Below are 26,206 nucleotides of genomic sequence, written 5' to 3'. Positions count from 1 at the left end.
GTGACGGGGTCCGCGCCCTTCGCATGTCGGCCGAGATGGGTTCGATCAGCCGAGGCCGGTTTCCGAACAGATCCAGGCCACGGTGTCCGGGTCGGCCCCCGAGACCGGGAGATGCAGGATGATCGGGGTCTCGTAGGGATGCCGCCGCTTCAGCTCCGCCGCCAGGGCGTCGGCCAGTCCCTCTCGGCTCTTGAGGATCGCGACGACCTCCGTGCCGCGCTCGACCGCGCCCTTCCAGGCATAGACCGACTGCATTCCCGGAAGAACGTTCACGCAGGCCGCGAGGCGGGCGCGCACGAGCGCCTCCCCGATGTCGAGCGCGGTCGGGGCATCGGGAAAGGTCGTGTAGACGAGGAGCGGTCGCTCCATGCTATGGCTCTCCCTCGGCAGGCCGGCGCCCGTTCGCGGGTGGCCGGTTCGGACCCCGAGTGAGACCGGCTCGGCCTCTTCCCGTCAACAGGGCTGACAGCACGGATGCCGCGTCGCTTCTCACGGATCGCCTTCGTGGCGAGCCCCACGGCCGACGCGCGGGAGGCGGCGGACCTGCTGATGCGCCGCTACGACCATGTCTCGCCCGAAGAGGCGGATGTTGTCGTCGCACTCGGCGGCGACGGCCTGATGTTGCAGGTGCTGCACCGCTTCATGGACGCGCCCAAGCCGATCTACGGCATGAACCGCGGCACGGTCGGCTTCCTGATGAACGAGTTCCGGGAAGAAGGCCTGCTCGAACGGCTGGAGGCGACCAAGCGGTCGACGATCCACCCGATGACGATGATCGCCACCGATACCGAGGGGAACAGCCACACGGCGCGGGCGATCAACGAAGTCTACATGCTGCGCCAGACCCACCAGACCGCGAAGCTGCGGGTCTCGGTGGACGACCATGTGCGCTTGCCCGAACTCATCGCCGACGGCATCCTCGCTGCGACCCCCGCCGGCTCGACCGCTTACAACCTCTCGGTCGGCGGACCGATCCTGCCGCTCAACGCGCATCTCCTGGCGCTGACGCCGATCTCCGCCTTCCGGCCCCGGCGCTGGCGCGGCGCCTTGCTGCCGAACCACGCGCGCATCCGCATCGACGTGATCGACGCCGAACACCGCCCCGTCGCGGCGGTGGCCGACCACACCGAGTTCCGCCGGGTCTGTACGGTGGAGACATGGCTCGACCACGCCACCGATCTCGTGCTGCTGCACGACCCCGGTCACAGCCTGGAAGAGCGCATCCTGCGCGAGCAGTTCGGCTGATTCGCTTCCGAGGCCGACGCCGGATGCCCTTCGAGGGGGTCAGGGTCGGCGTCCGGTCAGAAGTCGCTGGCAAGGCCCTTCACTTCCCAATCCGCGTAGCGGACCGGCTCCAGCCCGCCGCGCCCGAGTCTTTCGGGCCGCTCGGCGATCTTGGCCGCGCGGGCGTCGATCGCTGCCCGCCGCTCGGCCGCTTCCGCCAGCGCGCGCTGCGCCGCCGGGGAAAGCGCGCGCGAGGCCGCGTCCGGCTCCTTGGCATCCGCCTGCGTCATGCCGATCTCCTTCATGGCTTGCATACCTTGCCGACAGATGTGACTGCGTCGGCTCCGGGGCGAGACCCCGCCGATCCCTTTTAGCCCAGAACGGCCCTTTACGCGTGCCACCGCCCCCCAACCGCCGCCCGCCGCCCCCCTTCGACCCGTCGGTCCCCGGCCTCGCGGCGCGCCACGCGGCGCGGGAAGCGGTGGCGACCCTGCTCGGGCCAGCCCGCGGCCTCGCGCTCGAGGACGCACTCGCCCAGGCCGCCCGCGGCGCGGGGCTGGATGCGGGAGAAGCCGCACTCGCCCGGGCAATCGCCACGGCGAGCTTCCGCCGCCTCGGCTTCATTAAGGCAGCGCTCGCCGCCCGCCTGCGGGACGGCTTGCCGGAGGATCGTCCCCACCTCCTCGCCCTGCTGATAACGGGCGCCGCGCAGATCCTCGATCTGGCAGTCGCCGACCACGCCGCCGTCGATCTCTCGGTGCGCCTCGCGAAAGCCGATCCGCAGCTCCAGCACCTCGCGCCCCTCGTCAACGCCGTCCTGCGCCGGATCGTGCGCGAGCGTGACGCGATCCGGGCTCAGGAGAGCGATCCGCTCGCGCGCAACACCCCGGACTGGCTCGCCCGGCGCTGGCAGGCTGCCTACGGTGAGGAGGCGGCGCGTCGGATCGCCGTCGCGCATCTCGACGGCGCGGCCGTCGATCTCACGGTTCCGCACGATCCGGAGATCTGGGCCGAGCGGCTCGGGGGCATCCGGCTCGATCTCGGTTCGGTGCGGCTCGCCGAGGTGCGGCAGGCGGTGGCCGAGCTTCCCGGTTACGCCGAGGGTGCATGGTGGGTGCAGGATGCCGCCGCCGCCCTGCCGGTGCGGCTGCTGGCACCTGTCTCGGGCGAGCGCGTCATCGATCTCTGCGCGGCCCCTGGCGGCAAGACGGCCCAGATCGCCGCCGCAGGTGCGGCGGTGACGGCGGTGGACCGTTCGGCCGTGCGGCTGGAACGCCTCGGTCGGAACCTCGAACGTCTCGGCCTCTCCGCCGAGGTGGTCACCGCCGATGCCCTCGCCTTGCCGGAGGACGCGCCCTTCGATGCGGTGCTGCTCGATGCGCCCTGCTCGGCGACCGGCACGATCCGCCGCCATCCCGATGTCGTCTGGACGAAGAGCGAGGCGGACGTGATCCGCCTGGCCGGCCTTCAGCGCCGCCTGCTCGACAAGGCCGCACGGCTGACGCGCCCCGGTGGGCGCTTGGTCTACTGCACCTGCTCCCTCGAGCCCGAGGAAGGCAGCGCGCAGGTGGCGGCGTTCCTGGACCGCAATCCGGACTTCGAGCGGATCGCGATCACGCCCGATCGGTTGTTCGGCCATGCCGAGCTGATCGACGCCTCGGGCGATCTGCGCACCTTACCCAGTCACGTGGTGGGCAGCACCGGGCGGGCGGGCGGCCTCGACGGGTTCTTCGCGAGCCTTCTGCGGCGGCGCGATTGAACCCGGACCTTTGATACGGTTTCCGCTCGATCCAAGCGGGGACCGGATCAGCAAGCCCGCGCGGCGCCTGAGGACGGTACTCCATCGCGCCAGCGCGATGGGATCCCGCCGAAGCCCAAATCCGCCATCCCGAAAGGATCAGACGGATTTAGTATGATCCTTTGATCCCGGTTTCCCGTGGTCCGGGCGCAGCACACGCGTGCTCACCCGCAATAGGCCCCAATGCCAGCCCCGACCGTGGCGAGACCCGTCACGAGCGAGAGACCGCCAGCCATCTCCATCCGGGCTGTCCAGCCGGGAAAGCGCGGCGCCTGTCCGGCGAGAGCGAGGCCGCAGGTCAGACTGACGAGGCTGAGCAGTGCAATCATTCCTTGTCCCGATCGAGCGACCCACACGGCGCCGGTCCAGCCGTCGTCAACACGGCCTTCCAAGGCGTTAACGCGCCTGCCGCGCTGTCGGGCATCCCCGCTACCCCCGTTCTCCACAGGTTAGCCGATCACCCCGAAAAGACGACGCGTCGACGAAGCAGATCGAGCGCCTAAAGGTTGCATAACCTTTGTTACACAATCCCCGTTAACCAATCGTTCAAGTGGGTAAACAAAGCCTTAGCAAGGCCCATCAGATTGCGTTAAGTTTTTCCTGCACAACGAACTTCCCTCCCGTTTCGGCGGCTCCATGTCTCACGTGTCCAGCTTCTGGGTGCGCTCTCCTCTCATGCTTGCAGGCGCAGCAGGCTTCCTGATTTTCGGAACGGGGGCGGCCAGCGCCCACGTCAAATGGTTTTGTGCGTTCGACGTCGCCGGGCAGCCCCGCGGCCTCGAACAGGTCCTCTGCGCCGACTTCGAGCTTCTCACCGGATTGGCGCTCGGCTGCCTGATGTTCGGCTGCCTGATGGAGGGCACGCCGCTCGGCACCGCGCTCCTCAACGCGCTGGATCGCGTCACTGCCTTCGCTCGGGTCAACAGCGGCCTGATCGTACGGGCGGTGGTCGGCTTCTTCCTCGTCTCACTCTGGAACCTCGGCGGCATCATCCTCACGCCGGAACTGAAGACCGATGTCGCCTGGATCCCGTGGCTCCAGCTCGCCATGGCCGCCGGTCTGCTCTGGAAGCGCACCCTGCCCTTCACCGCCGCCGGCATCGTGTTCCTGTTCGGCTTCGCCGTCTGGAACTACGGCGTCTTCCACCTCGCCGACTATCCGGTGTTCCTCGGCGTCGCCGCCTTCCTCGCCCTGACCGCCCTCGACCGCGACCTGTTCGGCCAGCGCCCGATCGACGTGGTGCGCATCGCCGCCGCGATCACCCTGATGTGGGCCTCGGTCGAGAAGTGGGCCTACCCGCACTGGACCGATCCGCTCATCGCGGCCAAGCCCGCCATGACGATGGGTGCCTCCCCGGAACTCTTCATGCAGGCCGCCGGCATCATCGAGTTCACGCTGGCCTTCGCCCTGATCTGGACGCCCCTGGTGCGCCGCGCCTCGGCGATCATCCTGACGGCGGTCTTCATCTCGGCCATCGTCGAGTTCGGCAAGATCGACGCCATCGGGCACTCGGGCATCATCGCGGTCCTGATCGCCATCGCCGCCGACGACGCCCGGGTCCCCGCCACCCGCCGGGACGTGGTTCTGGCGCCGGTCTACTATGCCAGCGCCCTGATGCTGTTCCTCGGTGTCTACTACTTCGCGCACGAGGCCCTCTTCGGCGACGGCTACGGAATCGGCGCGAGTATGACGGGTATCCCGGTGATCTGATCCGACGCCAAACCCGATCGCGCACGATGCTGGGGCGCCGCCTGGACAAGGGGGCGCCCCGAACCGTTTGGAAGCGCAGCATCCATCAGCGGCAGGGGACGGCAGCCGATCCCAACCGCACGAAAATGGTTTGCGAAAGATTTCCAGTCATCTCGATTCACGTTTCGATAAGTTTAGCCGAGCCGGCGCCCCTCTCATCTCGGCACCAAAGGGGAAAATCGGCGATCAGTTCAAAATGCCGGAAGAAGCATTTCGTTAAATACGCGCCGATGCATTTTCCCTGGACCGTTGCCGTTTAACCCGATGGCAAGCCGCCCCCGCCGAAAGTCGGGTCTCAAGATCGACGCGGCATCGGACGGGATGGCATGAGACATCGTGAACAGACCGACGCGACGGACCGGGATCGCACGGATGGCGTCCGCCTTCTGCCGAAGGCCGCCTCGTTCAGCGACCGCCCTCTCCGTGGGCTCGACTTCGCTTCGCAGGATTGCCTCGGCCTCTCGACCCACCCTGAGATCGTGGCCACCGCCGCCGACACCCTTCGCCGCTTCGGCGTGCGCAGCGTCTGCGCCGCGGCCGAAGCCGGCGATCCCGGTCTCTCGGTGGCTTTGGAGCGCCGGATCGCCGACTTCCTTCAGATGGAGGAGGCTCTGCTCTGCGCGACCGGCCGCGCCGCGGCCCGCGCCGTGATCCGCGGCCTCGTGCACCCAACCGACCACGTGGTGATCGATGCCGCCATCCGGAACGGCCTCCGGGAGAGTGCCGAGGCCGCGACCGCAAACCTTCAGCCGTTCCGCCATCTCGATGCCGGGCATTGCCGCGCCCGGCTTCGGGCCATCCGGACGCGCGACACCGAGAACGGCATCCTCGTCGTGACCGAGAGCCTGTCTCCGCTCGATTCCGGCACGCCGGACCTCGCCGCCCTGCGCACGCTCTGTGACGAGTACGGCGCGACCCTCCTCGTGGACGTAACCCAGGACCTGGGTTGTCTCGGCGAGGACGGGCGCGGCCATCTCGGCCTTCAGGACATGCTGGGCAAGGCCGACCTGGTCATCGGCAGCTTCTCGAAGTGCTTCGCCTCGAACGGCGGCTTCGTCGCCGCCCGCACCCGCGCGGTGACGGCCTGCCTGCGGACCACCGAGGCCGACGCGCAGGCCCTCTCGCCGATCCAGATCGCGGTGATCCTCAAGGCCTTCGCCATCCTCGACGAGGCCGACGGGTGCGAGCGCCGCGCCCGGCTGATGCGCAACGTGTTGAACCTGCGCACGGCCCTGCGCGAGCAGGGGCTCGCGGTCTGCGGCGAGCCCTGCACCAGCGTCTCCGTCGCGATCGGCTCCGGCGAACTCGCTCGCCTGGCCGCACCGCACCTGATCGAACTCGGCCTGCTGGTCGATCTCACCGCGTCGGACGAGACCAGCCGCCTGCGGATGCACGTCACCGCCGAGCATTCCGACGCGGAGATCGAACGGGCCGCCATCGGGGTCGCCGCGGCGCTGGACCGGGCACGCGCCGATCTCGCAGAGCGTTCGCGCCGGCCGAGCCTACGCGTCGCCGCTTAAGTCTCGGCACCGGGAGCGCCGTCCCCTGGAAGCCGGCGATCGAGGCTTCGAGAGGTATGCCTCAGAGAATCATTCCGCGAGCGTCGGCCTCACTCTCGACGGCGTCGAGCAGCGCACGGGACGCGATCAAGCGGCGATCGATCATCGGGTCGGTAAGCCGGTCGATCCAGAGCGGCCATGTCGCCCGCGCCTCCACGGTGCGACCTTCGAGGTCGCTGCGGACGGCCCGCAGATAGGGCGCCGCGCCGGGACCGAGCCGATCGAGTGTGACACACAGGTCGCGTCGGAACTCGTGAGAGATCCGGGCGAGCCCGGCATGGGCGGTCTCATAGGCACCGATCAGGGCATGCGCGTGCCCGACCGCCTCCTGGGGATGCATCGTGCGGAACATGGCGTGTGTCTCGCAGGGCCCATCCAAGCGAGGGCCTCTCGATCAATGCGCGGAAATGAACCCGGTTCTGATCGCAATATCGATAATGTTCGAGGGTGCAGGCCAAGCTCGGCCGTGATCGCCGGCCTGAATCCCTGGTCGATCTTGGCTTTTCCGTCGCTCTGATCTTGTGCAGCGCATTGTTGACACCCGCCGCACGTGATGCGACTGCGCCGCACCTTAAACGGGGTTCCCGACGATCCCCGTACTGCCGGTCCCGCTTGGTGACTGCGACGGTACGGCGTGACATCGGACGGGACACCGATCCGCCGGTGCATCCGTTCCGGCGCCGAGGCGACAGGACGACATGACGCGAGCGTTCATTTTTCCGGGACAGGGCAGCCAAGCCGTCGGCATGGGCAAGGCGCTGAGCGAAGCGTTCCCGGCCGCCCGGCAGGTCTTCGAGGAAGTGGATGCCGCGCTCGGCCAGAATCTCTCGCGCCTGATGTTCGAGGGACCGTCCGAAGAGCTGACGCTGACGGCCAACGCTCAGCCCGCGCTGATGGCGACGAGCTTGGCCGTGCTGCGCACGCTGGAGGCCGAGCGCGGTCTCGATCTGGCGCGCGATGCGGCCTTCGTCGCCGGTCATTCTCTCGGTGAATACGCGGCGCTCGCTGCCGCCGGCACCTTCTCGATTTCCGATACGGCCCGCCTGCTGCGGATTCGCGGCGAGGCGATGCAGCGGGCGGTCGCGCCGGGCATCGGTGCCATGGCCGCCCTGCTCGGACCCGATCTCGCCACCGCACGCGACATCGCCGGCGAGGCGGCGCAGGGCTTGGTCTGCGATGTCGCCAACGACAACGGCGCGGGGCAGGTCGTGCTCTCCGGCCACCGGGAGGCGGTGGAGCGGGCGATGGCGTTGGCCCAGAGCCGCGGCGTGCGCCGCGCGGTGCTCCTCAACGTCTCCGCCCCGTTCCATTGCGCGCTGATGGCGCCCGCCGCCGAAGCGATGCGCCGGGCGCTGGCCGAGGTATCGATGCACGCCCCCGTCGTGCCGGTCTATGCCAACGTCACGGCCGGCCCGCTCACCGAGCCGGACGCGATCCGCAATGCGCTGATCACCCAGGTCACCGGCACCGTACGCTGGAGCGAGAGCATCGCGGCCATGGCCGAGGCGGGCGTCGACCGCTTCTTCGAACTCGGCAGCGGCAAGGTGCTGACCGGCCTCGTCAAGCGGATTACGCCGAGCGCGACCACGAGTGCGGTCGGCACCCCCGACGACGTCGCCGCCTACGCCTGAGTGTCTCTCTCGGAACCCCCGCCGCACCATCGTACCCGGAGGGGCGACGATCGGTGATCGGGCGTTCTATGAGGCACTCCGAATTTCCACGACGACCAGAAGAGCCGCCACCATGTTCGACCTCACCGGCCGGAAGGCCCTCGTCACCGGCGCAACCGGCGGGCTCGGCGGGGCGATCGCCCGGGCGCTGCACGCGCAGGGCGCCCACGTCGCGCTGTCCGGCACCCGCCGTGCGGTGCTCGACGAGCTGGCGGCGGAACTCGGCGGCGAGCGCGTCGCGGTGGTCGAAGCCAACCTCGCCGACAAGGAGGCGGTGGAAGCCCTGCTTCCTGCCGCCGAATCGGCCCTCGGCGGCCTCGACATCCTGATCAACAATGCCGGCATCACCCGCGACAACCTCTTCATGCGGATGAAGGACGAGGAATGGGAGGCGGTGCTCAACGTCAACCTCACCGCCGCCTTCCGGCTGTCGCGCGCCGCGCTCAGGGGGATGATGAAGCGCCGTCACGGCCGCATCATCGGCATCGGTTCGGTCGTCGGCGCCACCGGTAATCCGGGCCAGGGCAACTACGCCGCGGCCAAGGCAGGTCTTGTGGGCATGACCAAGGCGCTCGCAGCCGAGGTCGCGACACGCGGGATCACGGTGAACTGCATTGCGCCCGGCTTCATCAGCTCGGCGATGACCGATGCGCTGAACGAGAAGCAACGCGAGACGATTCTCACCCGCGTGCCCGCCGGACGACTCGGCACGGGCGCCGAAATCGGTGCCGCCGCAGTCTATCTCGCCTCGGAAGAAGCGGGTTACGTGACGGGCCAAACGCTGCACGTCAATGGCGGCATGGCGATGTACTGAGAATGTCCACAAAGAGGTGTTCCAACCGGAAAACCACGGCGATGAACGCTTTCTGAACCGCCACTCGCCAGAGCGGAAACCCTGTGTTAACACCCGGCTCAGCCGTGCAGGGGAGTTGACGGTTCAGCGGGTTGCGGCTTTTTCCAAACCACGCGCGATCGAACACCGGCCGTCCAGAACAAGCCCCGAAGTGGGTGAGGCGGCCACGGCGCTTTCGTCAGAAGCACACACCATCACGATCGAGAAGACGAGGACCAACAACGATGAGCGATATCGCCGAGCGCGTGAAGAAGATCGTCGTCGAGCACCTGGGCGTCGAGCCTGAGAAGGTCACCGAGGCCTCCAACTTCATCGACGATCTCGGCGCCGACAGCCTCGACACCGTCGAGCTGGTGATGGCGTTCGAGGAGGAGTTCAACGTCGAGATTCCGGACGACGCGGCCGAGACCATTCAGACGGTCGGTGACGCGATCAAGTTCCTGGAAAAGAACTCCGCCTGAGGCGGTGGGCTCGTGCGGGCGGGGTCGATGAGGCCCCGCGCGCCGTCACGTTTTGAACCAAGCGCCCTGCGGGACGGAACGGTCCTTCAGGGCAAAAGCGTCCTTTAGGGACTCAGCGGGTCGGTTGGGATCGGGCTATGCGGCGGGTGGTGATCACGGGGCTGGGGATGGTTTCGCCGCTGGGTGGCAGCGTCGAGCATACCTGGAGCCGCCTCATCGCCGGCGACAGCGGCGCCTCCGCGGTCACCGCGTTCCAGACCGACGACCTCGCGTGCCGGATCGCCTGCACGCTGCCCTTCGGCGACGGCTCCAACGGCACCTTCAATCCCGATCTGTGGATGGAGGCCAAGGAGCAGCGCAAGGTCGATCCTTTCATCGTCTATGCCATGGCCGCGGCCGGCCAAGCGCTCGACGATGCCGACTGGCACCCGAAATCCGACGCGGATCAGGAGGCCAGCGGCGTCCTGATCGGTTCGGGCATCGGCGGCATCGGCACGATCTACGACGCCTCCGTGACCCTCCACGAGAAGGGTCCGCGGCGCATCTCGCCCTTCTTCATTCCCGGCCGAATCATCAACCTCGCCTCGGGGCAGGTTTCGATCCAGCACGGGCTGAAGGGCCCGAATCACGCGGTCGTCACCGCCTGCTCCACCGGCGCACACGCCATCGGCGACGCCTCGCGGCTGATCGCGCTGGGCGACGCCGACGTGATGGTGGCCGGCGGCACCGAGGCGCCGGTCAACCGGCTGTCGCTGGCGGGCTTCGCCGCCTGCCGCGCGCTCTCGACCGGCTTTAACGACGATCCGACCAAGGCCTCCCGGCCCTACGACCGCGACCGCGACGGCTTCGTCATGGGCGAAGGCGCGGGCATCGTCGTGCTGGAGGAGTACGAGCACGCCAAGGCGCGCGGCGCCAAGATCTACGCCGAGGTGATCGGCTACGGCCTGTCGGGGGACGCCTACCACATCACCTCGCCGGCCCCGGACGGCGACGGCGGCTACCGCTGCATGAAGGCGGCGGTGAAGCGGGCCGGGATCGATCCGTCCGAGATCGACTACATCAACGCGCACGGCACCTCGACGCCGCTCGGCGACGAGTTGGAGTTGAAGGCGGTGGAGCGTCTGCTCGGTGATGCCGCCGCCAAGGCGTCGATGTCGTCCACCAAGTCGGCCATCGGCCACCTGCTCGGCGCGGCCGGGGCGGTGGAGGCGATCTTCTCCGTGCTCGCCATCCGCGACGGCGTGATGCCGCCGACGCTGAACCTCGACAATCCGTCGGTCGAGACCGCGATCGACCTCATCCCGCACGAGGCCAAGCGCAAGCGCGTCGATACGGTGCTCTCGAACTCGTTCGGCTTCGGCGGCACCAATGCCTCGCTGCTGATGCGCCGGGTCGCATGACGGCGACCATGGCCGCTTTCGCCTGAAGGCGCGCCGGGTGCGGCGGCTCTGCCGCAGACAACGCCATTTCGCCACAAAACTGCTTACACTGCCTCACAAAACGCCCGGTCCACGAGCGAGCGTTTCGTGAGAGACACTCGAGGTTCGGCCCTCGGGTCGAGCGACCGGCGCGGAACGCCTTGGGCGGACCTTCACGCCGGGCCACAGCAGGATTCCGGATGTTTCGCAGACGACAAGAGCCGCCGTCTCCGCCGCCCGCTTCCGAGGAGCCGTCGCTGCCGAACCGGCCGTCGCCGCGCAGCCCGAGCGAGGCCATCAAGCCCACCGTCGCCCCGCCCCCGCCCGAGAAGCCCGAGCGCCGCCGCGGCGGCCTTCTCGCCACCATCAGCGGGTTCCTCACCCTCGGCGTCGTCCTCGCGCTCGGCGCCCTGATCGGCCTGACCCTGCTCAATCGCCAGACCTCCGAACCGGGGCCGCTCTCCGCCGACAAGGTCGTGGTGATTCCCAGCCGCAGTGGAACCTCGGAGATTGCCAGCATCCTCGCCCGTGAAGGCGTGATCGAGCATCCGAGCCTGTTCGAGATGTCCGCCCGATTCGGAGGCAAGGGGCCGCTCAAGCATGGCGAGTACATGTTCAAGGCCCATGCGAGCGTGAAGGACACGATCGAGACGCTGACCAACGGGCGTCAGGTCCAGCACGCCATCACCTTCCCCGAGGGACTGACCTCGGAGCAGATCGTGGCTCGGCTCGGGGAGAACGACATCCTTTCGGGCGAGATCGCCGAGACGCCGCCCGAGGGCTCGCTTCTCCCCGATACCTACAAGTTCGAGCGCGGCGCCACCCGCCAGCAGATCCTCAACCTGATGCGCGCCAAGCAGCGCGAGGTGCTGAACCAGATCTGGCAGCGCCGCAGCCCCGAAGTGCCGGTCAAGACGCCGGCCGAGATGGTGACGCTGGCCTCCATCGTCGAGAAGGAGACCGGCCGGGCCGACGAGCGCCCGCGGGTCGCGGGCGTCTTCGTCAACCGGCTGCAGAAGCGCATGAAGCTGCAATCCGATCCGACCATCGTCTACGGTCTCGTCGGCGGGCGCGGCACCCTCGGGCGCGGCATCATGCGCTCGGAGATCGAGCGGGCGACCCCCTACAACACCTACGTGATCGAGGGGCTGCCGCCCGGCCCGATCGCCAATCCCGGTCGCGCGGCTCTGGAAGCGGTCGCCAACCCGTCGCGCACGAAGGATCTCTTCTTCGTCGCAGACGGCACCGGCGGCCACGCCTTCGCCGACACGCTGGAGGGTCACCAGCGCAATGTCACCCGCTGGCGGCAGGTCGAGCGCTCCCGCCAGCAATCGCAGCCGGCGGATCCGGGCGCGGTCGACAAGGTCGATCCGAACACCGCCGAGCCCAATGCCGCGCAGCCCGGCGCCGCTCCCGGCCGCGCCTCGGCCTACGCGCCGGGCTCGAACTCGGCATTCGCGCTCGACGGTGCCACCGATGGCGGCGCGGGCGGCCCGCGCCCGAAGGCCTTCGACGCCTCCGAGGGGACCCGCCTCGATCCCCTGCGCAACAAGAGCTACGACCTCGGCTCGCCCAAGACGGTGCCGGCACTCCGCAACCCCTAACGGCAACGGCGGCGTGTACCGGGCGCCGCTCATGGGTCGCGCGCCGCTTCGACGGATCGGCTGCGAAGGCGGCCGCGACCAAGGCGCCGCGCGGATCCCCGCCGGCGCATCCTCCACGACGAGGCGCCGGGCCGGCGGCACGTTCACGGCCTTGGCGGCGAGCTGAAACAGGGCCGGGTCAGGCTTGCCGCGCGGGACGTCGCGCCCGCCCACGTCCGCTTCGAACAGCGACAGCAGCGTACGCTCGTCGGGCAGGATTACACGGGCCAGCATCGCGTCGGCGTTCTGCGAGGACGAGGCGAGCACGGTGTGCAGCCCGGTATCCCGCAGCGCGATTGCGAGGCGAATTGCATCCGGAAAGGCTTTGAAGCGATCCTCGGCGATGAGGCGGTCATCACCGCCTGCTTCTTCTCGGCTAACGCAGCGGCATGGGCAACCGCGGCAAGGAGCTGGTTGGCAAGGGTCTACATGACCAAGCAGATCTTCGACCAGCGCAAGGCCAAGGCGGAGGCGGCCAAGGCGGCGCTCGACGCCGCCAAGGCGCGGGAGAGCGAGGTGGTGCTGAACGAACTCGACCAGTTCCACCTCGCCATCGAGGCGATCGATCGGGTGCCGGGGCTGGTGACGCGGGCGGCAAGAGCCAAGCAGGCGTTCCGAGACCGCCTAACCGCGCACAAGCTCTGCATCCGCGAACACGGCGAGGACATGCCCGAGATCCAGGGCTGGAGGTGGCCCTGCGAGATGCGCGACGAAAGCGGAGATCCGCACTGAGCCGGCGCCGATCGCTCCGGGCTTGCGTCGATGCGCCCTGCCGGGTCTACCCGGTTCTCGTCAGCAGACGGCGCCGTACGGCACGACGCGGGCAATGGTGCGGGGACGGGTGCGAGGACACATGGACACGCAACAGGCTGGCCGCGTGCTCGTTGCCGGGGGCGGCATCGCCGGTCTCGCCGTCAGGCGCGCCCTGCACCAGCGGGGCATCCCCTCGCTCACGCTGGAACGGCGCGGCGAGCAGGCGGATGCGGGACTGGCGATCAATCTGCCCGGCAATGCGGTGCGCGCGCTGAGCCAGTTCGGCTTGCTGGATTTACTCCGCGCGGTCGGCGCGCCGGTGCGGCGTCGCGAATACCGCACCGAGCGCGGACGCCTTCTCTTCGCCGTGGACGAGACCGCGTTCTGGGGCACGGAAGCGGGGCCGCATTGCTTGCGCCGCGCCGACCTGCTGCGCCTGTTGCAGGACGATCTTGCACCGGACGACATCCGCCGGGGCATCGCGATCGCCACCGTTCGGCAGGATCCGCAGGGCGTGACGGCCGAACTCGCCGATGGCTCGACGGAAAAGGGCGGGTTGCTCGTGGGGGCGGACGGCGTTCACTCGGCGGTCCGCCGCAGCCTGTTTGGGGAACAGGCCCTCGGGGCGGCGATGCTGGCGAGCCAGAGCTGGCGTTTCATGACGCCCAATCCTGGCGTCGAAGCCTGGACGCTATGGGCCGGGGCCGGGGCCTTGTTTCTGCTCATACCGGTCGATCGCGGCGAAGCCTATGGCTGGGCCTCGGTGAGCGCAGGACGGGAGCGTGGCTCTGACCCGGCCGCGATCCGCGGCGCGTTCGCGCCCTTTCCCCGTGTGGTGCGCGACACGCTCGATGCGGTCCTGTCGCGAGCGGATGCGGTCTATCACTCGCCGCTCGAAGAGGTTCGCATCCCGACATGGACCCGCGACCGCGTCGTCCTGCTGGGCGATGCGGCGCACGCCACCGCACCGGTCTGGGCCCAAGGTGCTGCGCTCGCGCTGGAGGATGCCCAGGTTCTGGCCCGCCTGCTGGCGGAACGCACGGATTGGAATCACGTCGGGCCGGACTTTGAACGGCTACGGCGCCCCCGCGTCGCGCATGTCCAGAGCATGACCGACCGTCTGTCGCGCACGGCGCGGCTGCCGGACTGGGCGAGGAACGTCCTGCTGCCCGTCATCGGCCCGCGCAGCTACCACGCCACCTATGGCCCGCTCCGTACGCCGACGGGCTGAGGCCGATCGCAGCAAAGCCGCAGCGATGCGTACCAACAGGGGCAGAACGGCTTCGGCGACGGATCGGGGAAGGAAGTTGGAGCGGGTACCGGGAATCGAACCCGGGTATTCAGCTTGGAAGGCTGCTGCTCTACCATTGAGCTACACCCGCCGATGGCATCTCAGGCAGACGACCGGCTTGCCGGCACGCCTCCGCTGGAGCGGCATCGTGTTGGGGGCGATAGCATGACCCGGCGGCTTTGAGAAGCGCGGACACCGTCCCGATGCCGTCTCACGGATGCGTCAACCGATCCGGTCTGCGGCGCAGTTGCCTGCCCCTGCCGATGCGTCGATGTCGCCCCCCGCTTCCACGCCCGCGACCATCGGGCGACGGGCGATCTCGCCCCGGAAACGCGGTCCGAGGCACCGGGGAGTCCGGTGCCGCGATTGTCTACGGCTCAGGAGAGACGGGCTTTGTGCCCGTTCTATTGCAGCAGTGCCGGTTGGCGTCCTGCCAATCACATGCCGCCGAGCAGTACGTTCATCGAGCCGACGACGGTCATCACGAGGCAGCAGGCGAACACGGCGATCATGGCGTAGGAGACGGGCTTCAGTTGCATGCTCAATCAACTCCTTGCGGTCGGTGGCTCCGATCGGCGGCGTCGGCCCCGCGTGGTCGCGGTATGGCCAAAGGCCGGCTGGCGGAGGGAGAGGCAGAAACCGGGCCATTGAGGTCCAGTCATTCCATCAACGACAGAAACGCTCAGTCATTCCGTCGAGGGAGCAAGAAAAATGCGCCGAGACGATGAAGTGCACCGTGACTCGCGAAGACGTGAGGCCGTCATGGCCAATATTGTCGTTAAAATTCCATTTGGAATGGCAACGTGCACGATATCACATTCTCGCGGCGCCAGCGCTCGGCGCTTTAGGCTCAGCAGCGCGTGCCGCCGGACGTCTGACCATATTGCTTGACCGGGAAGTTCTGCTGGTTCGCATTGCCCTCGGCCGCCGAGCTCATCGGGCAGGCGGTGTGCGCAGCGCTGTCGTGGACACCGAGCGAACCCGTGACCGATACGTCGGAGGGGGTGGTCGGGCGAGCGTTCGGGTCAAAGGCCATCACGGAAGAGGCCGGAGCGGTAACGCCGATGATGACGGCGGCAACGACGGCGGCAACGCGGGTCTTCATGTGATGTTCACTTTCTTTCGTTCGACGCCTTCTCTTGAAAGCGCGATCTTTTCCTCTGGTTTTACTGATATAGGCGATCGAACTCCTGCATGAGGTGCCGAGGCACACGCACCGTCAGGGATTAAACCCGGACCGTGGTTTGCCCCTCAGCCCACGCCACGAGACAGGCTGCGCCACACTGCGGACGTGCTTCGACGAGACCGCGCCCGGCCTCGCTCAAAGAAGCGCGCCGTGCGTCCTGTCGTCCGTGAACGCGGCGTGTCAGCGCCGGTTCGGCAGGCGGGGATTGGTCTCGGCCGGGCCGGGAAGCGCCCTGCGTTCGAGACCCTTGTGGAGATGGACCATCAGCGCCACGCCGAAGAGCGGCGTCACGAGGTTGACGATCGGCACGATCATCAGGCCTGCGAGCAGGCAGCCGGCGGCGATCACCGTGAAGCCGTGATGCTCGCGCATCGCCCGCGCCTCCGGCAGGGAGCGGAAACGGCCGGCGGCCAGCTCGAAATACTCGCGGCCGAGGAGGTAGGCGTTGGCGCCGAAGAAAGCGAAGAGGTTCACCCCCGGCACGAAGACGAGGATCAACGCCACGAGGTTCACGAGCAGGGCGAGGCCGGCGAAGCGAACCACCGAGCCGAGCGCCTGCCCCCACGGGAGGGCACGCCCCGGGGCGTCGGCGGGAAAATCGCTGTGCTCGACCACTTCGGCGACGTCGTCGAGGAAGAAGCCGGCCACGAGGATCGACACCGCGGGCATGATGTAGGCCAGAGCCACGAACAGCCCGGCACCGGCCAGGAAGAAGGCCATGGTGTCGAGGAACGGGTAGTCGGCCGAGATGTGGTGGCTCGCCTGAAAGGCCTGGATCAGGCGGGTCAGGCCGAACCACACGGCGACCAGAAGCCCGATCGTGAGCGCCAGCGATTTGAACAGGATGCCGCGCAGGGCGGGGGAGAATACCTGCCGCATGGCGGCGGCAGCGGCCTTGATGAGCATCCCGCCCTTCGATCCTCTCGATGATCCGCACCCACCCAAGGCAGGTTCTCGCCACTCCGCGGGGATGGCGCAAGCCCCACCTTTGCGGAAACCCTGACGAAGCGCGGCTCCTGAGCGCGGTTGAAGCGTTGCCCGCAAAGACAGTTAGCCCACCAAGGCATCCGCCGGAGACCCGCCCATGGCCCGCCCTGCCCTCGCCCGTCTCGTTCTGCTCGGTTCCCTGCTCGCCGCCGCTCCCGCCACCCTGCCTGCCGCCGCCCACGAGGTCGGGGCCTGGGCGGGAGCCAGCTCCGCCCCGGCGGAGCGCTCCGAAGTCGCGGTCGCGGCGCTCGACGGCAAGGCCTACGTCATCGGCGATTACAACGGCGCGACCGAACTGCTGATCTACGATCTCGCCGCCGACCGCTGGAGCAAGGGCGCGCCCTTCCCCTACCCCGTCCACCACACCATGGCCGCCGAACAGGGCGGGCGGATCTACGTGTTCGGCGGCTACGTCAACGGTTGGGAGGCGACCGACAAGGTTTGGGCGTACGATCCGAAGGCGAATGTCTGGGAGGCCCGCGCGCCGATGCCGACCGCACGGGCCGCGGGCGGGGCGGCACCGCTCGGCGACAAGATCCATGTGGTCGGCGGCAGCGGGTCGGGACGCGGCAACGTCCGCTCCCACGAGGCCTACGATCCGGCGAGTAACACGTGGAGCAGCGCCGCCGATCTGCCGACACCCCGCGACCATCTGGCGGTTCAGACGGTGGAGGGTCGCCTCGTCGCCAGCGGAGGCCGGATCGACGGCGATTCGAGCAAGAACCTCTCGGCCAATCAGGTCTACGATCCGGCGCGTGACGCCTGGAGCGAGGCGGCGCCCCTGCCGACCGCGCGCAGCGGTGTCGCCTCGGCCGTGCTCGGCCGCGAGGTCTTCGTCATTGGCGGCGAGTCGAACCGCAAGACCTATGACGAGGTCGAGGCGTTCGATCTGCCGGGCAATCTCTGGCGCGCCCTGGCCCGGCTTCCCACCGCCCGCCACGGCTTCGGCGCGGTGACCTACAAGGGCCGCATCTTCACCCTCACCGGAAGCCCGCGGCCGGGCGGCGACCGATCCGGAACGGTCGAGGTACTCGATCCGAACGGCGCCGCGCCGGCCCGCTGAGCGACTGCAGGCCGCCGCAGGCGCTTGTTGCGGCCGCAACCGCTTGCCGCGGCCGGGTGAGCGGACGAGATGAGGGCCGCCGCCCTTCCGGATCCGCGTCGAGACCATGCGCCCTCCCGCCGAGCACGCCCGCTTCCGCCCGACCGTCGCGCCCCGCGTCTCGCCGGTTCCGGCCGCGCCCGACGTGATCGTGATCGGCGCGGGCGCCGCCGGGATCGCGTCGGCCCGGCGGCTGATCGCGCGCGGCCTGTCGGTGGCGGTTCTCGAGGCACGCGACCGGGTCGGCGGGCGCGCGGTGACGACGCGGCTGCGTGGCCACGCGATCGATCTCGGGGCGCACTGGCTGCATGCCGGGCCGATCAACCCCCTCGTCGCCCTGGCCCGGACCCGCGGCGAGCCGCTGCGGCGGGCCGCGCAGGAACAGCATCTCTGGATCGGCCAGCGTCCGGCGCGTGCGGCTGAGGAAGCCGCTTTCTCCCGCGCCTTCGACGTCGCCGACCGGGCGATCACGGGCGCAGCCTCCCGCTCGCAGGACGGTCCGGCCTCCGGCGCCCTGCCCTGCCATCTCGGACCCTGGCGCCAGCGCATCGCCGGCGTTCACGCGCTGGTCTCGGGACGACCGCTCGAGGAGGTGTCGCTGCACGACTGGCCGAGCATGGAATACGGCGACAACTTCTTCATCGCGGGCGGCTACGGCGCCTATCTGGCGCGGCTGGCGCTTGGACTGCCGATCCGGCTCGGATGCCCCGTGGCCGGCCTCGACTGGTCGGGGCCGAGCGTGCGCGTAGAACTCGCCGACGGTGGGCGGCTCGCCGCGCGGGCCGTCATCGTCACGGCCCCGATGCCCGTGCTGCAGGCGGCCTTCCGCTTCGATCCGCCGCTGCCCGAACGGACGCGCACGGCCATCGACGGCTTCCTGTCGGGCATCTACGAGCACGTCGTCCTGCACTGGCCCTCGGCGCCGTTCCGCGGCCGCGACCGGCTCGCCAGCGTGGTCGGCGGACGCCACAAGCCGCCGGGGATGCTGACCCGGATCGACGACACGCCGTTCCACTACCTCGAACTGGACACGGCCCTCGCCCGCGTCCTCGACGCCGCCGGGGCCGGCCCTGATGGCGCGCGCCGCCTCGCCCGCGCGGTTCTGGCCGAACATTTCGGCCGCGCGGCCCTCGCCGACCTCGCGATCCCGGCCGTGACCGCTTGGCGGCACGATCCCTGGTCGCGGGGCTCCTGGGCCGTGGTTCCCCCCGGACACGCGGCGGCCCGGACGACGCTCCAGGAGCCGGTCGGCGAACGGATCTGGTTTGCCGGCGAGGCGAACTCCCGTGCGCAATGGGGCACGGCGGGTGGCGCCTACGAGGAAGGGCAACGCGCGGCCGATCGCGTCGCCGACACCCTCGCCGATGATCGTGCCCTGCTACGCGCGAGCGCCTGAGCGCTCCCGCACTTGCATCCCCCATTCGGATGGGCGAACCGCCGCTGCGACGAACGCGCATGAGCGCCCGCGGGAGCGAGGGCCGGCCGAACGTCGGGGGGACGCGATGAATTGGGTCGAAGCCATCGGCTATCTCGGGACGGCGCTCACCGTCGCCTCCTCGGCGATGGGAACGATGATCCCGCTGCGGATCGTGGCGTTGTGCGCGAGCTGCGCCGTCATCACCTACGGCTACTTGATCGGCAGCGTGCCGGTGATGCTCACCGAGGCGATCCAGATCCCGTTCAACGCATGGCGGCTCTACGAGATGGTCCGCCTCGTGCGCGAGACCGAGCGGGCGGCCTCCGGAGACCTCTCCCTCGACTGGCTGAAATCCTTCGGCACCTCGCGCCGCTTCAGGGCCGGCGAAGTTCTGTTCCTGAAGGGCGACCCGGCCCACGAAATGTACCTGATCGAGAGCGGGCGCTTCCGCATCGCCGAGCACGGCCTCGATATCCGGCCGGGCCAGATCGTCGGTGAACTCGGCATGCTCTCACCCGGCAATCGCCGCACCGGCTCGCTCGCCTGCGTCGAGGCCGGAACCGCGCGCTGCCTGTCCTATTCCGAGGTCAAGCAGCTCTACTATCAGAATCCGGAATTCGGCTTCTTCTTCCTGAAGCTGACCAGCGAGCGTCTGTTCCAAAGCACGGCCGAGGTGACGGGCGTCCAACGCACCGCGCCGGCCGGCAGCGACGTGCTGTGATCGTCAGTCGGTCTGCCGCATGAAGCCGTCGGGCGTACCCCTTCCGGCTTCGACGAACTGGATGTCGCGCGGCCCGCGCCGGGGCGTGTCGACGGAGAGGAACACCACCGGCTCCTCCAGGATCTCCGGCACGGAATGCACCACCCCGCGCTTGAAGAACACGAGCATGCCCGGCCCGACCTCGACCGGCACCGCGTCGCCGAACTGCATCCGGCAGCGGCCGGAGAGGGCGTAGAGATACTCGTCGCAGGTCGTGTGGTAGTGCGGCGGCGTCGGCCGGTAGACTCGGAAGACGCGGGCGCTGGCCGTCTCGTCGTCGGTAAAGCGGTGGTCGGCCACCATGGTCGCCGCGGTTTCGGGAAGGCGGCGCACGCCCGCGGCCACGTCGAACACCGCGTGGCCGGCTGATCCCCGCTCGTCCATTCTGCGCTGCTCCCGTTTCGTCCTACGACGATTATGCCTACGCGGGTGGCCGGTGCACAGGGGCTCGCGGCCCACGCGTTTCATCAACCGGGCGAAAATGTTAGGGATGGGGTATCGTCCTTGGCGGTGATCGCCGGCTTTCGGGACGACGCGAAGTTTTCGCAGCGCCGCACGGTTTGCGGCCCGGACATTGATGGCCCGGAGATGATGCGCGGATACGAGGGAAACGCCCAGGTCATGGCGGATGTCGCTACCGTGATCGATCAGGCGCGGCGTGAAGGTCGCGACCTCGCGACGGCTCTGCGAATTGCCCGGGTGACGCTCGCCTATGTCAGCGGCCCCGAGCCCGAGCCCGATCAGGCTCGCGCGCTGGAAGCGCTCGACCAGCAGATCCGCGCGCTCTCGGACTGAGCCTGCCTCAGGAACTTCCCGATCATACCGCTTCCGGTCGACGGGTCCGGTCTGGTTCCCCGGGTACGGATCCGCTTCGTCGCTTCCAACTCGTCACTGTCCCTGCGAGAGGAAGCCGTGGCAATCCAGGGCTCCGCTCGATCCGGAGGGGGCCTACCCTGGATCGCTTCGGCTTCGCCGCGTGATGATGGCGGGGAGCAAAACCCGACGCGATCGACCGGGAACCGTATCAGCGGCCATCTTGGCTCCGGGCACGACGGCAGCGGAGTTTCTCGCAAGGCGCCGAGTCGCGACACGCGCCGCTTGTATTGCGGGACGCGCATCGATCCGTCAGCCGCAGTTGCTCATCCCGCGGCCTGCACGATCAGCGTCACGGCTCCGAACAGCAGCACGGCGAGCACCGCCACGCCCATCAGGATGAGGGCCGCCCGCGATTCGCGTAGCTCGTGATTCTCCATGGGCCGAGCTTAGGGGATGCAACGCGCGGCGCATAGCGCGGCGGTGACGCCTCAAGAGCGCCGGGTGTGCCGACATGGCCCCAGGATCACGATGTCCTCCGGGCACACACCGCGATCCATCCGCGTCGCGTCCCGCTGCAGGCTACCGTGCAGGGGCTGCACCGCCCAGCGGCCGTACCAGTCGCGGGAGGGCGAGAACCGGGCTGCCTCCGACGATGGGCCGACGAGCGCGAACGGCGTACCGGCGAAGCGTGCCTCGCCGGACCCGTCCGCGAGCAATCCGAACAGGATCGGCTGCACGTCGCGGTCCGAGGGGCTCTTCGCGAGGGTGGGCAACGGCATTTCCAAAAGCTTTCTCGAGGTCTGATCGAAGCGTCCGAAATCGGGACGGTCATTCGCAGCGCTGCAAATCCGAAGCCCGGCGCGATGGTCCCGCGGCGGCACGCTCGGTCGAGACGGTGGGGGCGGTGCAACGCTGGTTCGTCACTTGCCACGGCCGGGGCGGAATCACCCGACACGGCACCGATTGTTTCGCGATGGCACGCCGTCACAAGCAACGCGGCACGGCGGGCATCCCTTTCGAGACCGAAACACCAACGCGATGAGAAGAAGTCCCGCGATGAAGAGCGCTTTCGAAACCGTCCTGCGCCCGTTCAAGCTGCGCTTCGCGGCCCTCGGACTTCTCGGCGCCTTAGGTGTCACGGTGACATGGTGGTTCATCATCGCCCGCGGCGTCTGGCTGGCGGTCGAATGGGCCTCGGCCTGACGACGGCATCATCCTCGAAAACGTTCTTTCAAAAGAACGTCACGTGATAGAACTTCTCTCTACCTTATCAGCTCAAAGAAGAAGTTTTATCTTATTCCGTCTGAGAATGGCGCCAGCATCGGACTTTGTGTGGCGCTCCGAACGTAGCCCCGAGCTTGACATCGTTCTTTAAAACGAACACTCCGTCAGCATAGACGGGCTGACGGCCTGCACTGTGGAGGCGAGACGACGTGTTCGACGGATATCCGATCAAGCCCGGCGCGGCACCCTATCGGCGCGCGGTCCTTCTCGGTCTCGCCATGGCCGCCTGCCTTGCATCCGCCGGGAGCGCCCAGGCGCAGAGCGAGATCCTCAACGTCTCCTACGACCCGACGCGTGAACTCTACCGAGAGATCAACGCGGCCTTCGCCGAGGAGTGGAAGGCCAAGACCGGTGAGGCGATCACCGTGCGCGCCGCCCATGGGGGATCGGGCGCGCAGGCTCGCACGGTCATCGACGGCATCCCGGCGGATGTCGTGACCCTCGGCATCCCCTCCGATATCGACGCCATCGCCAAGCTCTCGAAAAAGATCCCGGCGGATTGGCGCACCAAGCTTCCGAACGAAGGCCTGCCCTACACCTCGACCGTCGTGTTCCTCGTCCGCAAGGGCAACCCGAAGGGCGTGAAGGATTGGGACGACCTGGCCAAGCCGGACGTGAAGGTCATCACCCCGAACCCGAAGACGTCGGCGGGCGGGCGCTGGAACTTCCTCGCAGCCTGGGGCTACGCCTACGAGCGGGATGGCCGGGACAAGGAGAAGGCCAATACCTTCGTCGGCTCGCTCTACAAGAACGTGCCGGTGCTCGACACCGGCGCCCGCGGCTCGACGGTCACCTTCGCTCAGCGGGGCCTCGGCGACGTGCTGCCGACCTGGGAGAACGAGGCCTTCCTCGTGCTGGAGGAGTTCGGCAAGGACAAGTTCGACATCGTCGTGCCGCCGACCTCGATCTACGCCGAGCCGCCGGTCGCCCTGGTCGACGCCAATGTCGACAAGAAAGGCACGCGTAAGCAGGCCGAGGCCTACCTGCAATTCCTCTACGGCGACCGGGCGCAGGCGATCTTCGCCAAGCACCACTACCGCCCGATCAAGCGCGAGGCCGCCAAGCCCGAGGATCTCGCGCAGCTCCCCGAGATCAAGCTGTTCAAGATCGAAGATCTGCAAGGCTCCTGGGACGACATCCAGAAGGCCAACTTCGACAATGGCGGCCTGTTCGACCAACTGAGCCGGGCCGGGCGCTGACCGCATGGGCGAGCCCGTTAAACCCCGGCGGCGCTTCCGCCAGAGGAGCGTGATTCCCGGCTTCGGGCTCACGCTCGGTTACACGCTGACCTGTCTGAGCCTGATCGTGCTGCTGCCGCTCGCGGCCCTCGTGGTGAAGGCGTCGAGCCTTGGTTTCTCCGGGATCTGGGACGTCGCCTCCGATCCGCGCGTGGCCAGCGCGCTTCGGGTGAGCTTCGGCGTGTCGCTGCTCGCCGCGCTCACGGCCTCGATCTTCGGCGGCATCGTCGCCTGGGTGCTGACCCGCTACGACTTTCCCGGCCGCAAGCTCGCCGACGCGGTGGTCGATCTCCCCTTCGCCCTGCCGACGGCGGTGGCGGGTATCGCGCTCGCCTCGCTCTACGCCCCCAACGGTCTCGTCGGTGAACAACTCGCCAAGGTCGGCATCGAGGCGGCCTACACGCCGGTCGGCATCTTCATCGCCATGGTGTTCATCGGCCTGCCGTTCGCTGTGCGCACGGTGCAGCCGCTGATCGCGGAGATTGACAAGGAGGTCGAAGAAGCTTCCGCCATCCTCGGCGCATCGCGGATCACCACGCTGACGCGGGTCGTGCTGCCACCGCTGGTCCCGGCGGTGCTGACCGGCTTCGCCCTCGCCTTCGCCCGAGGCGTCGGCGAGTACGGCTCGATCATCTTCATCGCCGGCAACCTTCCCTACGTCTCCGAGATCGCGCCACTGCTCATCGTCATCAAGCTCTCGGAGTTCGACTATGCGGGCGCGAGCGCCATCGCCGTGATCATGCTGGCGATTTCCTTCGTGACCCTGCTCGCGATCAACCTGATCCAGGCCTGGAGCCGGCGGAGGTTCGGTTATGTCTGAGGCGCTGGCTCAAAGCCCCGGCAGACCGCCGCGGGATGAGACGCTGCGGCTTCCCGCCAGCGTCGTGACCGAGCGGCGGGTCGTGCGCTGGCTGCTGATTGCGGTCGCGCTGAGCTTCCTCGGCCTCTTCCTGGTGCTGCCGCTGCTCACGGTGTTCGCGCAAGCTTTGGCCAAGGGCTGGGGCGCTTATCTCGCTGCTTTCTTCGAGCCCGACGCCCTGTCCGCCATCCGTCTGACTCTGATCGTCGCGGCGATCGCCGTGCCGTTCAACCTCGTCTTCGGCGTCGCGGCCTCCTGGGCCGTCGCCAAGTTCGAGTTCACCGGCAAGAACCTGCTCGTCACGCTGATCGACCTGCCGTTCTCGGTCTCGCCGGTGGTGTCCGGCTTGATCTACGTGCTGGTGTTCGGCTCGCGCGGCCTGTTCGGCCCGTTCCTCGTCGAGCACGACATCCAGATCATCTTCGCGGTGCCCGGCATCGTGCTCGCGACGATCTTCGTCACCTTTCCCTTCGTCGCCCGCCAGCTCATCCCGCTGATGCAGGAGCAAGGCACGGCGGAGGAAGAGGCGGCGCTTACCCTCGGCGCCTCCGGATGGCACGCCTTCCGGACGGTGACGTTACCCAACATCCGCTGGGGCCTGCTCTACAGCGTCCTGCTCTGCAACGCCCGCGCGATGGGCGAGTTCGGCGCGGTCTCGGTCGTCTCCGGCCATATTCGCGGACTCACCAATACGCTGCCGCTGCACGTGGAGATCCTCTACAATGAGTACAACTTCGTTGCCGCGTTCGCCGTCGCCTCTCTCCTTGCCGGGCTCGCTCTTGTCACCCTCGCCGTCAAATCCGTCCTCGAATGGCGCTACGCCGACGACATCGCGGCGGGGGCACGCCGCCACTGATCTGGCGGGAGCAGCGACGGCGATCCGCATCGAGGACGTCTCGAAGACCTTCGAAACGGCGGCGGTGCTGCATGACTTCACCCTCGACGTGCGGGCGGGCGAATTGCTGGCGCTGCTCGGGCCCTCGGGCTCGGGCAAGACGACATTGCTGCGCATCATCGCCGGGCTCGACTTCCCCGATCGCGGCCGGATCATCTTCGGCGGCGACGACGCCACGCAGGTGCCGGTGCAGCGCCGCGCGGTCGGCTTCGTGTTCCAGCACTACGCCCTGTTCAAACACATGACGGTGGCACAGAACATCGCCTACGGTCTCAACGCCCGGAAACGCTCCGAGCGGCCGGACAAGGCCGAGATCAAGCGCCGCGTGGGCAACCTGCTCGACCTGATCAAGCTCTCTGGGTTTGCCGACCGTTATCCGAGCCAGCTCTCCGGCGGCCAGCGCCAGCGCATCGCGCTTGCCCGCGCACTCGCAGTCGAGCCGCGTGTGCTTCTGCTCGACGAACCGTTCGGCGCGCTTGATGCGCAGGTGCGAAAGGATCTGCGCCGCTGGCTCCGGGAGATCCACGATCGTACCGGGCAGACGACGATCTTCGTCACCCACGACCAGGACGAAGCGCTCGAACTCTCCGACCGCGTGGCAGTGCTCGACCGCGGCCGCCTGGAACAGGTCGGCACGCCGGACGAGGTGCAGGAAAACCCTGTCTCGCCGACGGTGCTCAAGTTTCTCGGCGATACGATCGAGGTCGAAGCGATCGCCCAGAACGGGCATGTTCTGGTGAACGGACTGCCGACGCCGCTGACCGCCCCGGAGGGGCTGGTCGGACCGGTCAAGCTTTATGCTCGCCCCTGGCAACTCCAGTTCGCCGAAGCGGACACCGCCCATCTCACCGGCACGGTGCGCTCCTCGTACCGGACGCAAGGACGTCAGCGGATCGAGATCGATCGCCCCGGCGCGAAGGTCGTTGTGGTGGAAGCGGCCGACACCGCCCGTCTCGCCGCCGGCCGCGAAGTCGGCCTGCGGATCGTCGGCGGATATGTGTTTCCGTAAGTCAGCCGCCGGAGAGTCTTTCTTCTCTGGCGATCGATCTTGCCGGCCCGCGTCTCGCTCTGCTGTCGAGACGCGGGCCTTTTGCGATCACGGATGTCCCAAAGTGAGACGGCGCACGAAAGGAGGTTGGGGCTGCTTGAACCGAGGCCCCCTCCCCTGCCGGAGGGGACACGGCGCGGGGTGACTCATTGGTGTTCGGCGATCGGGCGACCGTCATGCTGCATCGGCGCGGTC

27 protein-coding genes, 1 tRNA gene and 2 pseudogenes are annotated in these 26,206 nt (G+C 68.4%); 20 read left to right on the top strand and 10 right to left on the bottom strand.

The annotated features are described in order from the left end of the window. Positions 1–45 precede the first annotated feature (45 nt). On the bottom strand, positions 46–369 hold the full coding sequence (cutA, locus tag J2W78_RS02315; RefSeq protein ID WP_253367686.1) for a divalent-cation tolerance protein CutA: 324 nt from the start codon (positions 367–369) through the stop codon (positions 46–48). 105 nt (positions 370–474) lie between these two features. Between cutA and J2W78_RS02310 the strand changes: the two genes are divergently transcribed. Beyond that, complete coding sequence (locus J2W78_RS02310; protein WP_003604954.1) at positions 475–1,245, top strand: NAD kinase; 771 nt, start codon at positions 475–477, stop codon at positions 1,243–1,245. A gap of 56 nt (positions 1,246–1,301) precedes the next feature. Here the strand turns inward: J2W78_RS02310 and J2W78_RS02305 are convergent, their stop codons facing one another. Next, on the bottom strand, positions 1,302–1,529 hold the full coding sequence (locus J2W78_RS02305) for a DUF1674 domain-containing protein (protein ID WP_253367684.1): 228 nt from the start codon (positions 1,527–1,529) through the stop codon (positions 1,302–1,304). Between the two features lie 89 nt (positions 1,530–1,618). Here J2W78_RS02305 and J2W78_RS02300 point away from each other — a divergent pair, with 89 nt between their 5' ends. Further along, positions 1,619–2,983, top strand: coding sequence for an RsmB/NOP family class I SAM-dependent RNA methyltransferase (locus J2W78_RS02300; RefSeq protein WP_253367682.1), 1,365 nt, complete (start codon positions 1,619–1,621; stop codon positions 2,981–2,983). A 203-nt stretch (positions 2,984–3,186) separates the two neighbouring features. Here J2W78_RS02300 and J2W78_RS02295 read toward each other — a convergent pair whose 3' ends face one another. After that, positions 3,187–3,351: a hypothetical protein gene (locus tag J2W78_RS02295; RefSeq protein ID WP_253367681.1), complete on the bottom strand. Its 165-nt coding sequence runs from the start codon at positions 3,349–3,351 to the stop codon at positions 3,187–3,189. Positions 3,352–3,697: 346 nt separating this feature from the next. Here J2W78_RS02295 and J2W78_RS02290 point away from each other — a divergent pair, with 346 nt between their 5' ends. Beyond that, positions 3,698–4,732 (top strand): hypothetical protein, encoded by a 1,035-nt coding sequence (locus tag J2W78_RS02290; RefSeq protein ID WP_253367680.1) that lies wholly within the window; start codon positions 3,698–3,700, stop codon positions 4,730–4,732. Positions 4,733–5,097: 365 nt separating this feature from the next. After that, entirely contained in the window at positions 5,098–6,291 is a 1,194-nt protein-coding gene (locus J2W78_RS02285; protein ID WP_253367679.1) for an aminotransferase class I/II-fold pyridoxal phosphate-dependent enzyme, read from the top strand. A gap of 61 nt (positions 6,292–6,352) precedes the next feature. On the opposite strand, the gene J2W78_RS02280 is transcribed toward J2W78_RS02285, so the two are convergent. Continuing rightward, on the bottom strand, positions 6,353–6,682 hold the full coding sequence (locus J2W78_RS02280) for a hypothetical protein (RefSeq protein ID WP_253367678.1): 330 nt from the start codon (positions 6,680–6,682) through the stop codon (positions 6,353–6,355). Positions 6,683–7,028: 346 nt separating this feature from the next. Between J2W78_RS02280 and fabD the strand changes: the two genes are divergently transcribed. The 5 genes from fabD (at position 7,029) to mltG (ending at position 12,336) form a co-directional block, all read left to right on the top strand. Continuing rightward, positions 7,029–7,961 (top strand): ACP S-malonyltransferase, encoded by a 933-nt coding sequence (gene fabD / locus J2W78_RS02275; RefSeq protein ID WP_253367677.1) that lies wholly within the window; start codon positions 7,029–7,031, stop codon positions 7,959–7,961. Between the two features lie 112 nt (positions 7,962–8,073). Next, a complete protein-coding gene (fabG, locus tag J2W78_RS02270) occupies positions 8,074–8,814 on the top strand; it encodes a 3-oxoacyl-[acyl-carrier-protein] reductase (RefSeq protein WP_012252330.1) in 741 nt (246 codons plus the stop codon). A gap of 263 nt (positions 8,815–9,077) precedes the next feature. After that, positions 9,078–9,314, top strand: coding sequence for an acyl carrier protein (locus J2W78_RS02265; RefSeq protein ID WP_003599981.1), 237 nt, complete (start codon positions 9,078–9,080; stop codon positions 9,312–9,314). A 137-nt stretch (positions 9,315–9,451) separates the two neighbouring features. After that, positions 9,452–10,714 carry a beta-ketoacyl-ACP synthase II gene (gene fabF / locus J2W78_RS02260; RefSeq protein WP_253367675.1) on the top strand — a complete coding sequence of 421 codons (1,263 nt, stop codon included), beginning with the start codon at positions 9,452–9,454 and terminating at the stop codon, positions 10,712–10,714. A 218-nt stretch (positions 10,715–10,932) separates the two neighbouring features. After that, positions 10,933–12,336 (top strand): endolytic transglycosylase MltG, encoded by a 1,404-nt coding sequence (gene mltG / locus J2W78_RS02255; protein ID WP_253367673.1) that lies wholly within the window; start codon positions 10,933–10,935, stop codon positions 12,334–12,336. A gap of 42 nt (positions 12,337–12,378) precedes the next feature. Here mltG and J2W78_RS02250 read toward each other — a convergent pair. After that, positions 12,379–12,776, bottom strand: a pseudogene (locus J2W78_RS02250) (HAD family hydrolase); the annotation flags it as partial. A gap of 115 nt (positions 12,777–12,891) precedes the next feature. Between J2W78_RS02250 and J2W78_RS02245 the strand changes: the two are divergent. Then, a pseudogene (locus J2W78_RS02245) lies at positions 12,892–13,107 on the top strand (hypothetical protein); the annotation flags it as partial. 121 nt (positions 13,108–13,228) lie between these two features. Next, positions 13,229–14,359: an FAD-dependent monooxygenase gene (locus J2W78_RS02240; RefSeq protein ID WP_253367671.1), complete on the top strand. Its 1,131-nt coding sequence runs from the start codon at positions 13,229–13,231 to the stop codon at positions 14,357–14,359. A gap of 77 nt (positions 14,360–14,436) precedes the next feature. On the opposite strand, the gene J2W78_RS02235 is transcribed toward J2W78_RS02240, so the two are convergent. The 3 genes from J2W78_RS02235 to J2W78_RS02225 form a co-directional block, all read right to left on the bottom strand. Then, positions 14,437–14,510, bottom strand: a tRNA-Gly gene (locus J2W78_RS02235). 759 nt (positions 14,511–15,269) lie between these two features. After that, positions 15,270–15,524, bottom strand: coding sequence for a hypothetical protein (locus J2W78_RS02230; protein ID WP_253367669.1), 255 nt, complete (start codon positions 15,522–15,524; stop codon positions 15,270–15,272). A gap of 261 nt (positions 15,525–15,785) precedes the next feature. Next, entirely contained in the window at positions 15,786–16,511 is a 726-nt protein-coding gene (locus J2W78_RS02225; protein ID WP_253367667.1) for a sulfate transporter family protein, read from the bottom strand. A gap of 178 nt (positions 16,512–16,689) precedes the next feature. On the opposite strand from J2W78_RS02225, the gene J2W78_RS02220 reads away from it, so the two are divergent. The 3 genes from J2W78_RS02220 to J2W78_RS02210 all read left to right on the top strand — a co-directional run bounded on the left by J2W78_RS02220 (position 16,690) and on the right by J2W78_RS02210 (position 19,832). Continuing rightward, positions 16,690–17,655: a Kelch repeat-containing protein gene (locus J2W78_RS02220; RefSeq protein WP_253367665.1), complete on the top strand. Its 966-nt coding sequence runs from the start codon at positions 16,690–16,692 to the stop codon at positions 17,653–17,655. Positions 17,656–17,761: 106 nt separating this feature from the next. Continuing rightward, complete coding sequence (locus J2W78_RS02215; RefSeq protein WP_253367663.1) at positions 17,762–19,090, top strand: flavin monoamine oxidase family protein; 1,329 nt, start codon at positions 17,762–17,764, stop codon at positions 19,088–19,090. 106 nt (positions 19,091–19,196) lie between these two features. Next, positions 19,197–19,832, top strand: coding sequence for a cyclic nucleotide-binding domain-containing protein (locus tag J2W78_RS02210; protein ID WP_253367661.1), 636 nt, complete (start codon positions 19,197–19,199; stop codon positions 19,830–19,832). A 3-nt stretch (positions 19,833–19,835) separates the two neighbouring features. On the opposite strand, the gene J2W78_RS02205 is transcribed toward J2W78_RS02210, so the two are convergent. Continuing rightward, positions 19,836–20,255: a cupin domain-containing protein gene (locus J2W78_RS02205; protein ID WP_253367659.1), complete on the bottom strand. Its 420-nt coding sequence runs from the start codon at positions 20,253–20,255 to the stop codon at positions 19,836–19,838. Between the two features lie 120 nt (positions 20,256–20,375). Here J2W78_RS02205 and J2W78_RS02200 point away from each other — a divergent pair, with 120 nt between their 5' ends. Next, positions 20,376–20,666 (top strand): hypothetical protein, encoded by a 291-nt coding sequence (locus tag J2W78_RS02200; RefSeq protein ID WP_253367657.1) that lies wholly within the window; start codon positions 20,376–20,378, stop codon positions 20,664–20,666. A gap of 509 nt (positions 20,667–21,175) precedes the next feature. On the opposite strand, the gene J2W78_RS02195 is transcribed toward J2W78_RS02200, so the two are convergent. Further along, entirely contained in the window at positions 21,176–21,466 is a 291-nt protein-coding gene (locus J2W78_RS02195) for a hypothetical protein (protein WP_253367655.1), read from the bottom strand. A 277-nt stretch (positions 21,467–21,743) separates the two neighbouring features. On the opposite strand from J2W78_RS02195, the gene J2W78_RS02190 reads away from it, so the two are divergent. The 5 genes from J2W78_RS02190 (at position 21,744) to J2W78_RS02170 (ending at position 25,972) form a co-directional block, all read left to right on the top strand. Then, positions 21,744–21,890 carry a hypothetical protein gene (locus tag J2W78_RS02190; protein WP_253367654.1) on the top strand — a complete coding sequence of 49 codons (147 nt, stop codon included), beginning with the start codon at positions 21,744–21,746 and terminating at the stop codon, positions 21,888–21,890. A 230-nt stretch (positions 21,891–22,120) separates the two neighbouring features. Next, positions 22,121–23,170: a sulfate ABC transporter substrate-binding protein gene (locus J2W78_RS02185; RefSeq protein WP_253367653.1), complete on the top strand. Its 1,050-nt coding sequence runs from the start codon at positions 22,121–22,123 to the stop codon at positions 23,168–23,170. A gap of 4 nt (positions 23,171–23,174) precedes the next feature. Beyond that, positions 23,175–24,029 carry a sulfate ABC transporter permease subunit CysT gene (cysT, locus tag J2W78_RS02180; protein WP_253367651.1) on the top strand — a complete coding sequence of 285 codons (855 nt, stop codon included), beginning with the start codon at positions 23,175–23,177 and terminating at the stop codon, positions 24,027–24,029. Then, positions 24,022–24,924 carry a sulfate ABC transporter permease subunit CysW gene (gene cysW, locus J2W78_RS02175; protein WP_253367649.1) on the top strand — a complete coding sequence of 301 codons (903 nt, stop codon included), beginning with the start codon at positions 24,022–24,024 and terminating at the stop codon, positions 24,922–24,924. Before cysT ends, cysW begins: the two co-directional genes overlap by 8 nt. Position 24,925: 1 nt before the next feature. Beyond that, on the top strand, positions 24,926–25,972 hold the full coding sequence (locus J2W78_RS02170) for a sulfate/molybdate ABC transporter ATP-binding protein (protein WP_301288667.1): 1,047 nt from the start codon (positions 24,926–24,928) through the stop codon (positions 25,970–25,972). Positions 25,973–26,206: the final 234 nt, after the last annotated feature.

The organism is Methylorubrum extorquens (assembly GCF_024169925.1).
GTDB lineage: Bacteria > Pseudomonadota > Alphaproteobacteria > Rhizobiales > Beijerinckiaceae > Methylobacterium > Methylobacterium extorquens_A.
This window is presented reverse-complemented; position numbering and strand designations above follow the sequence as displayed.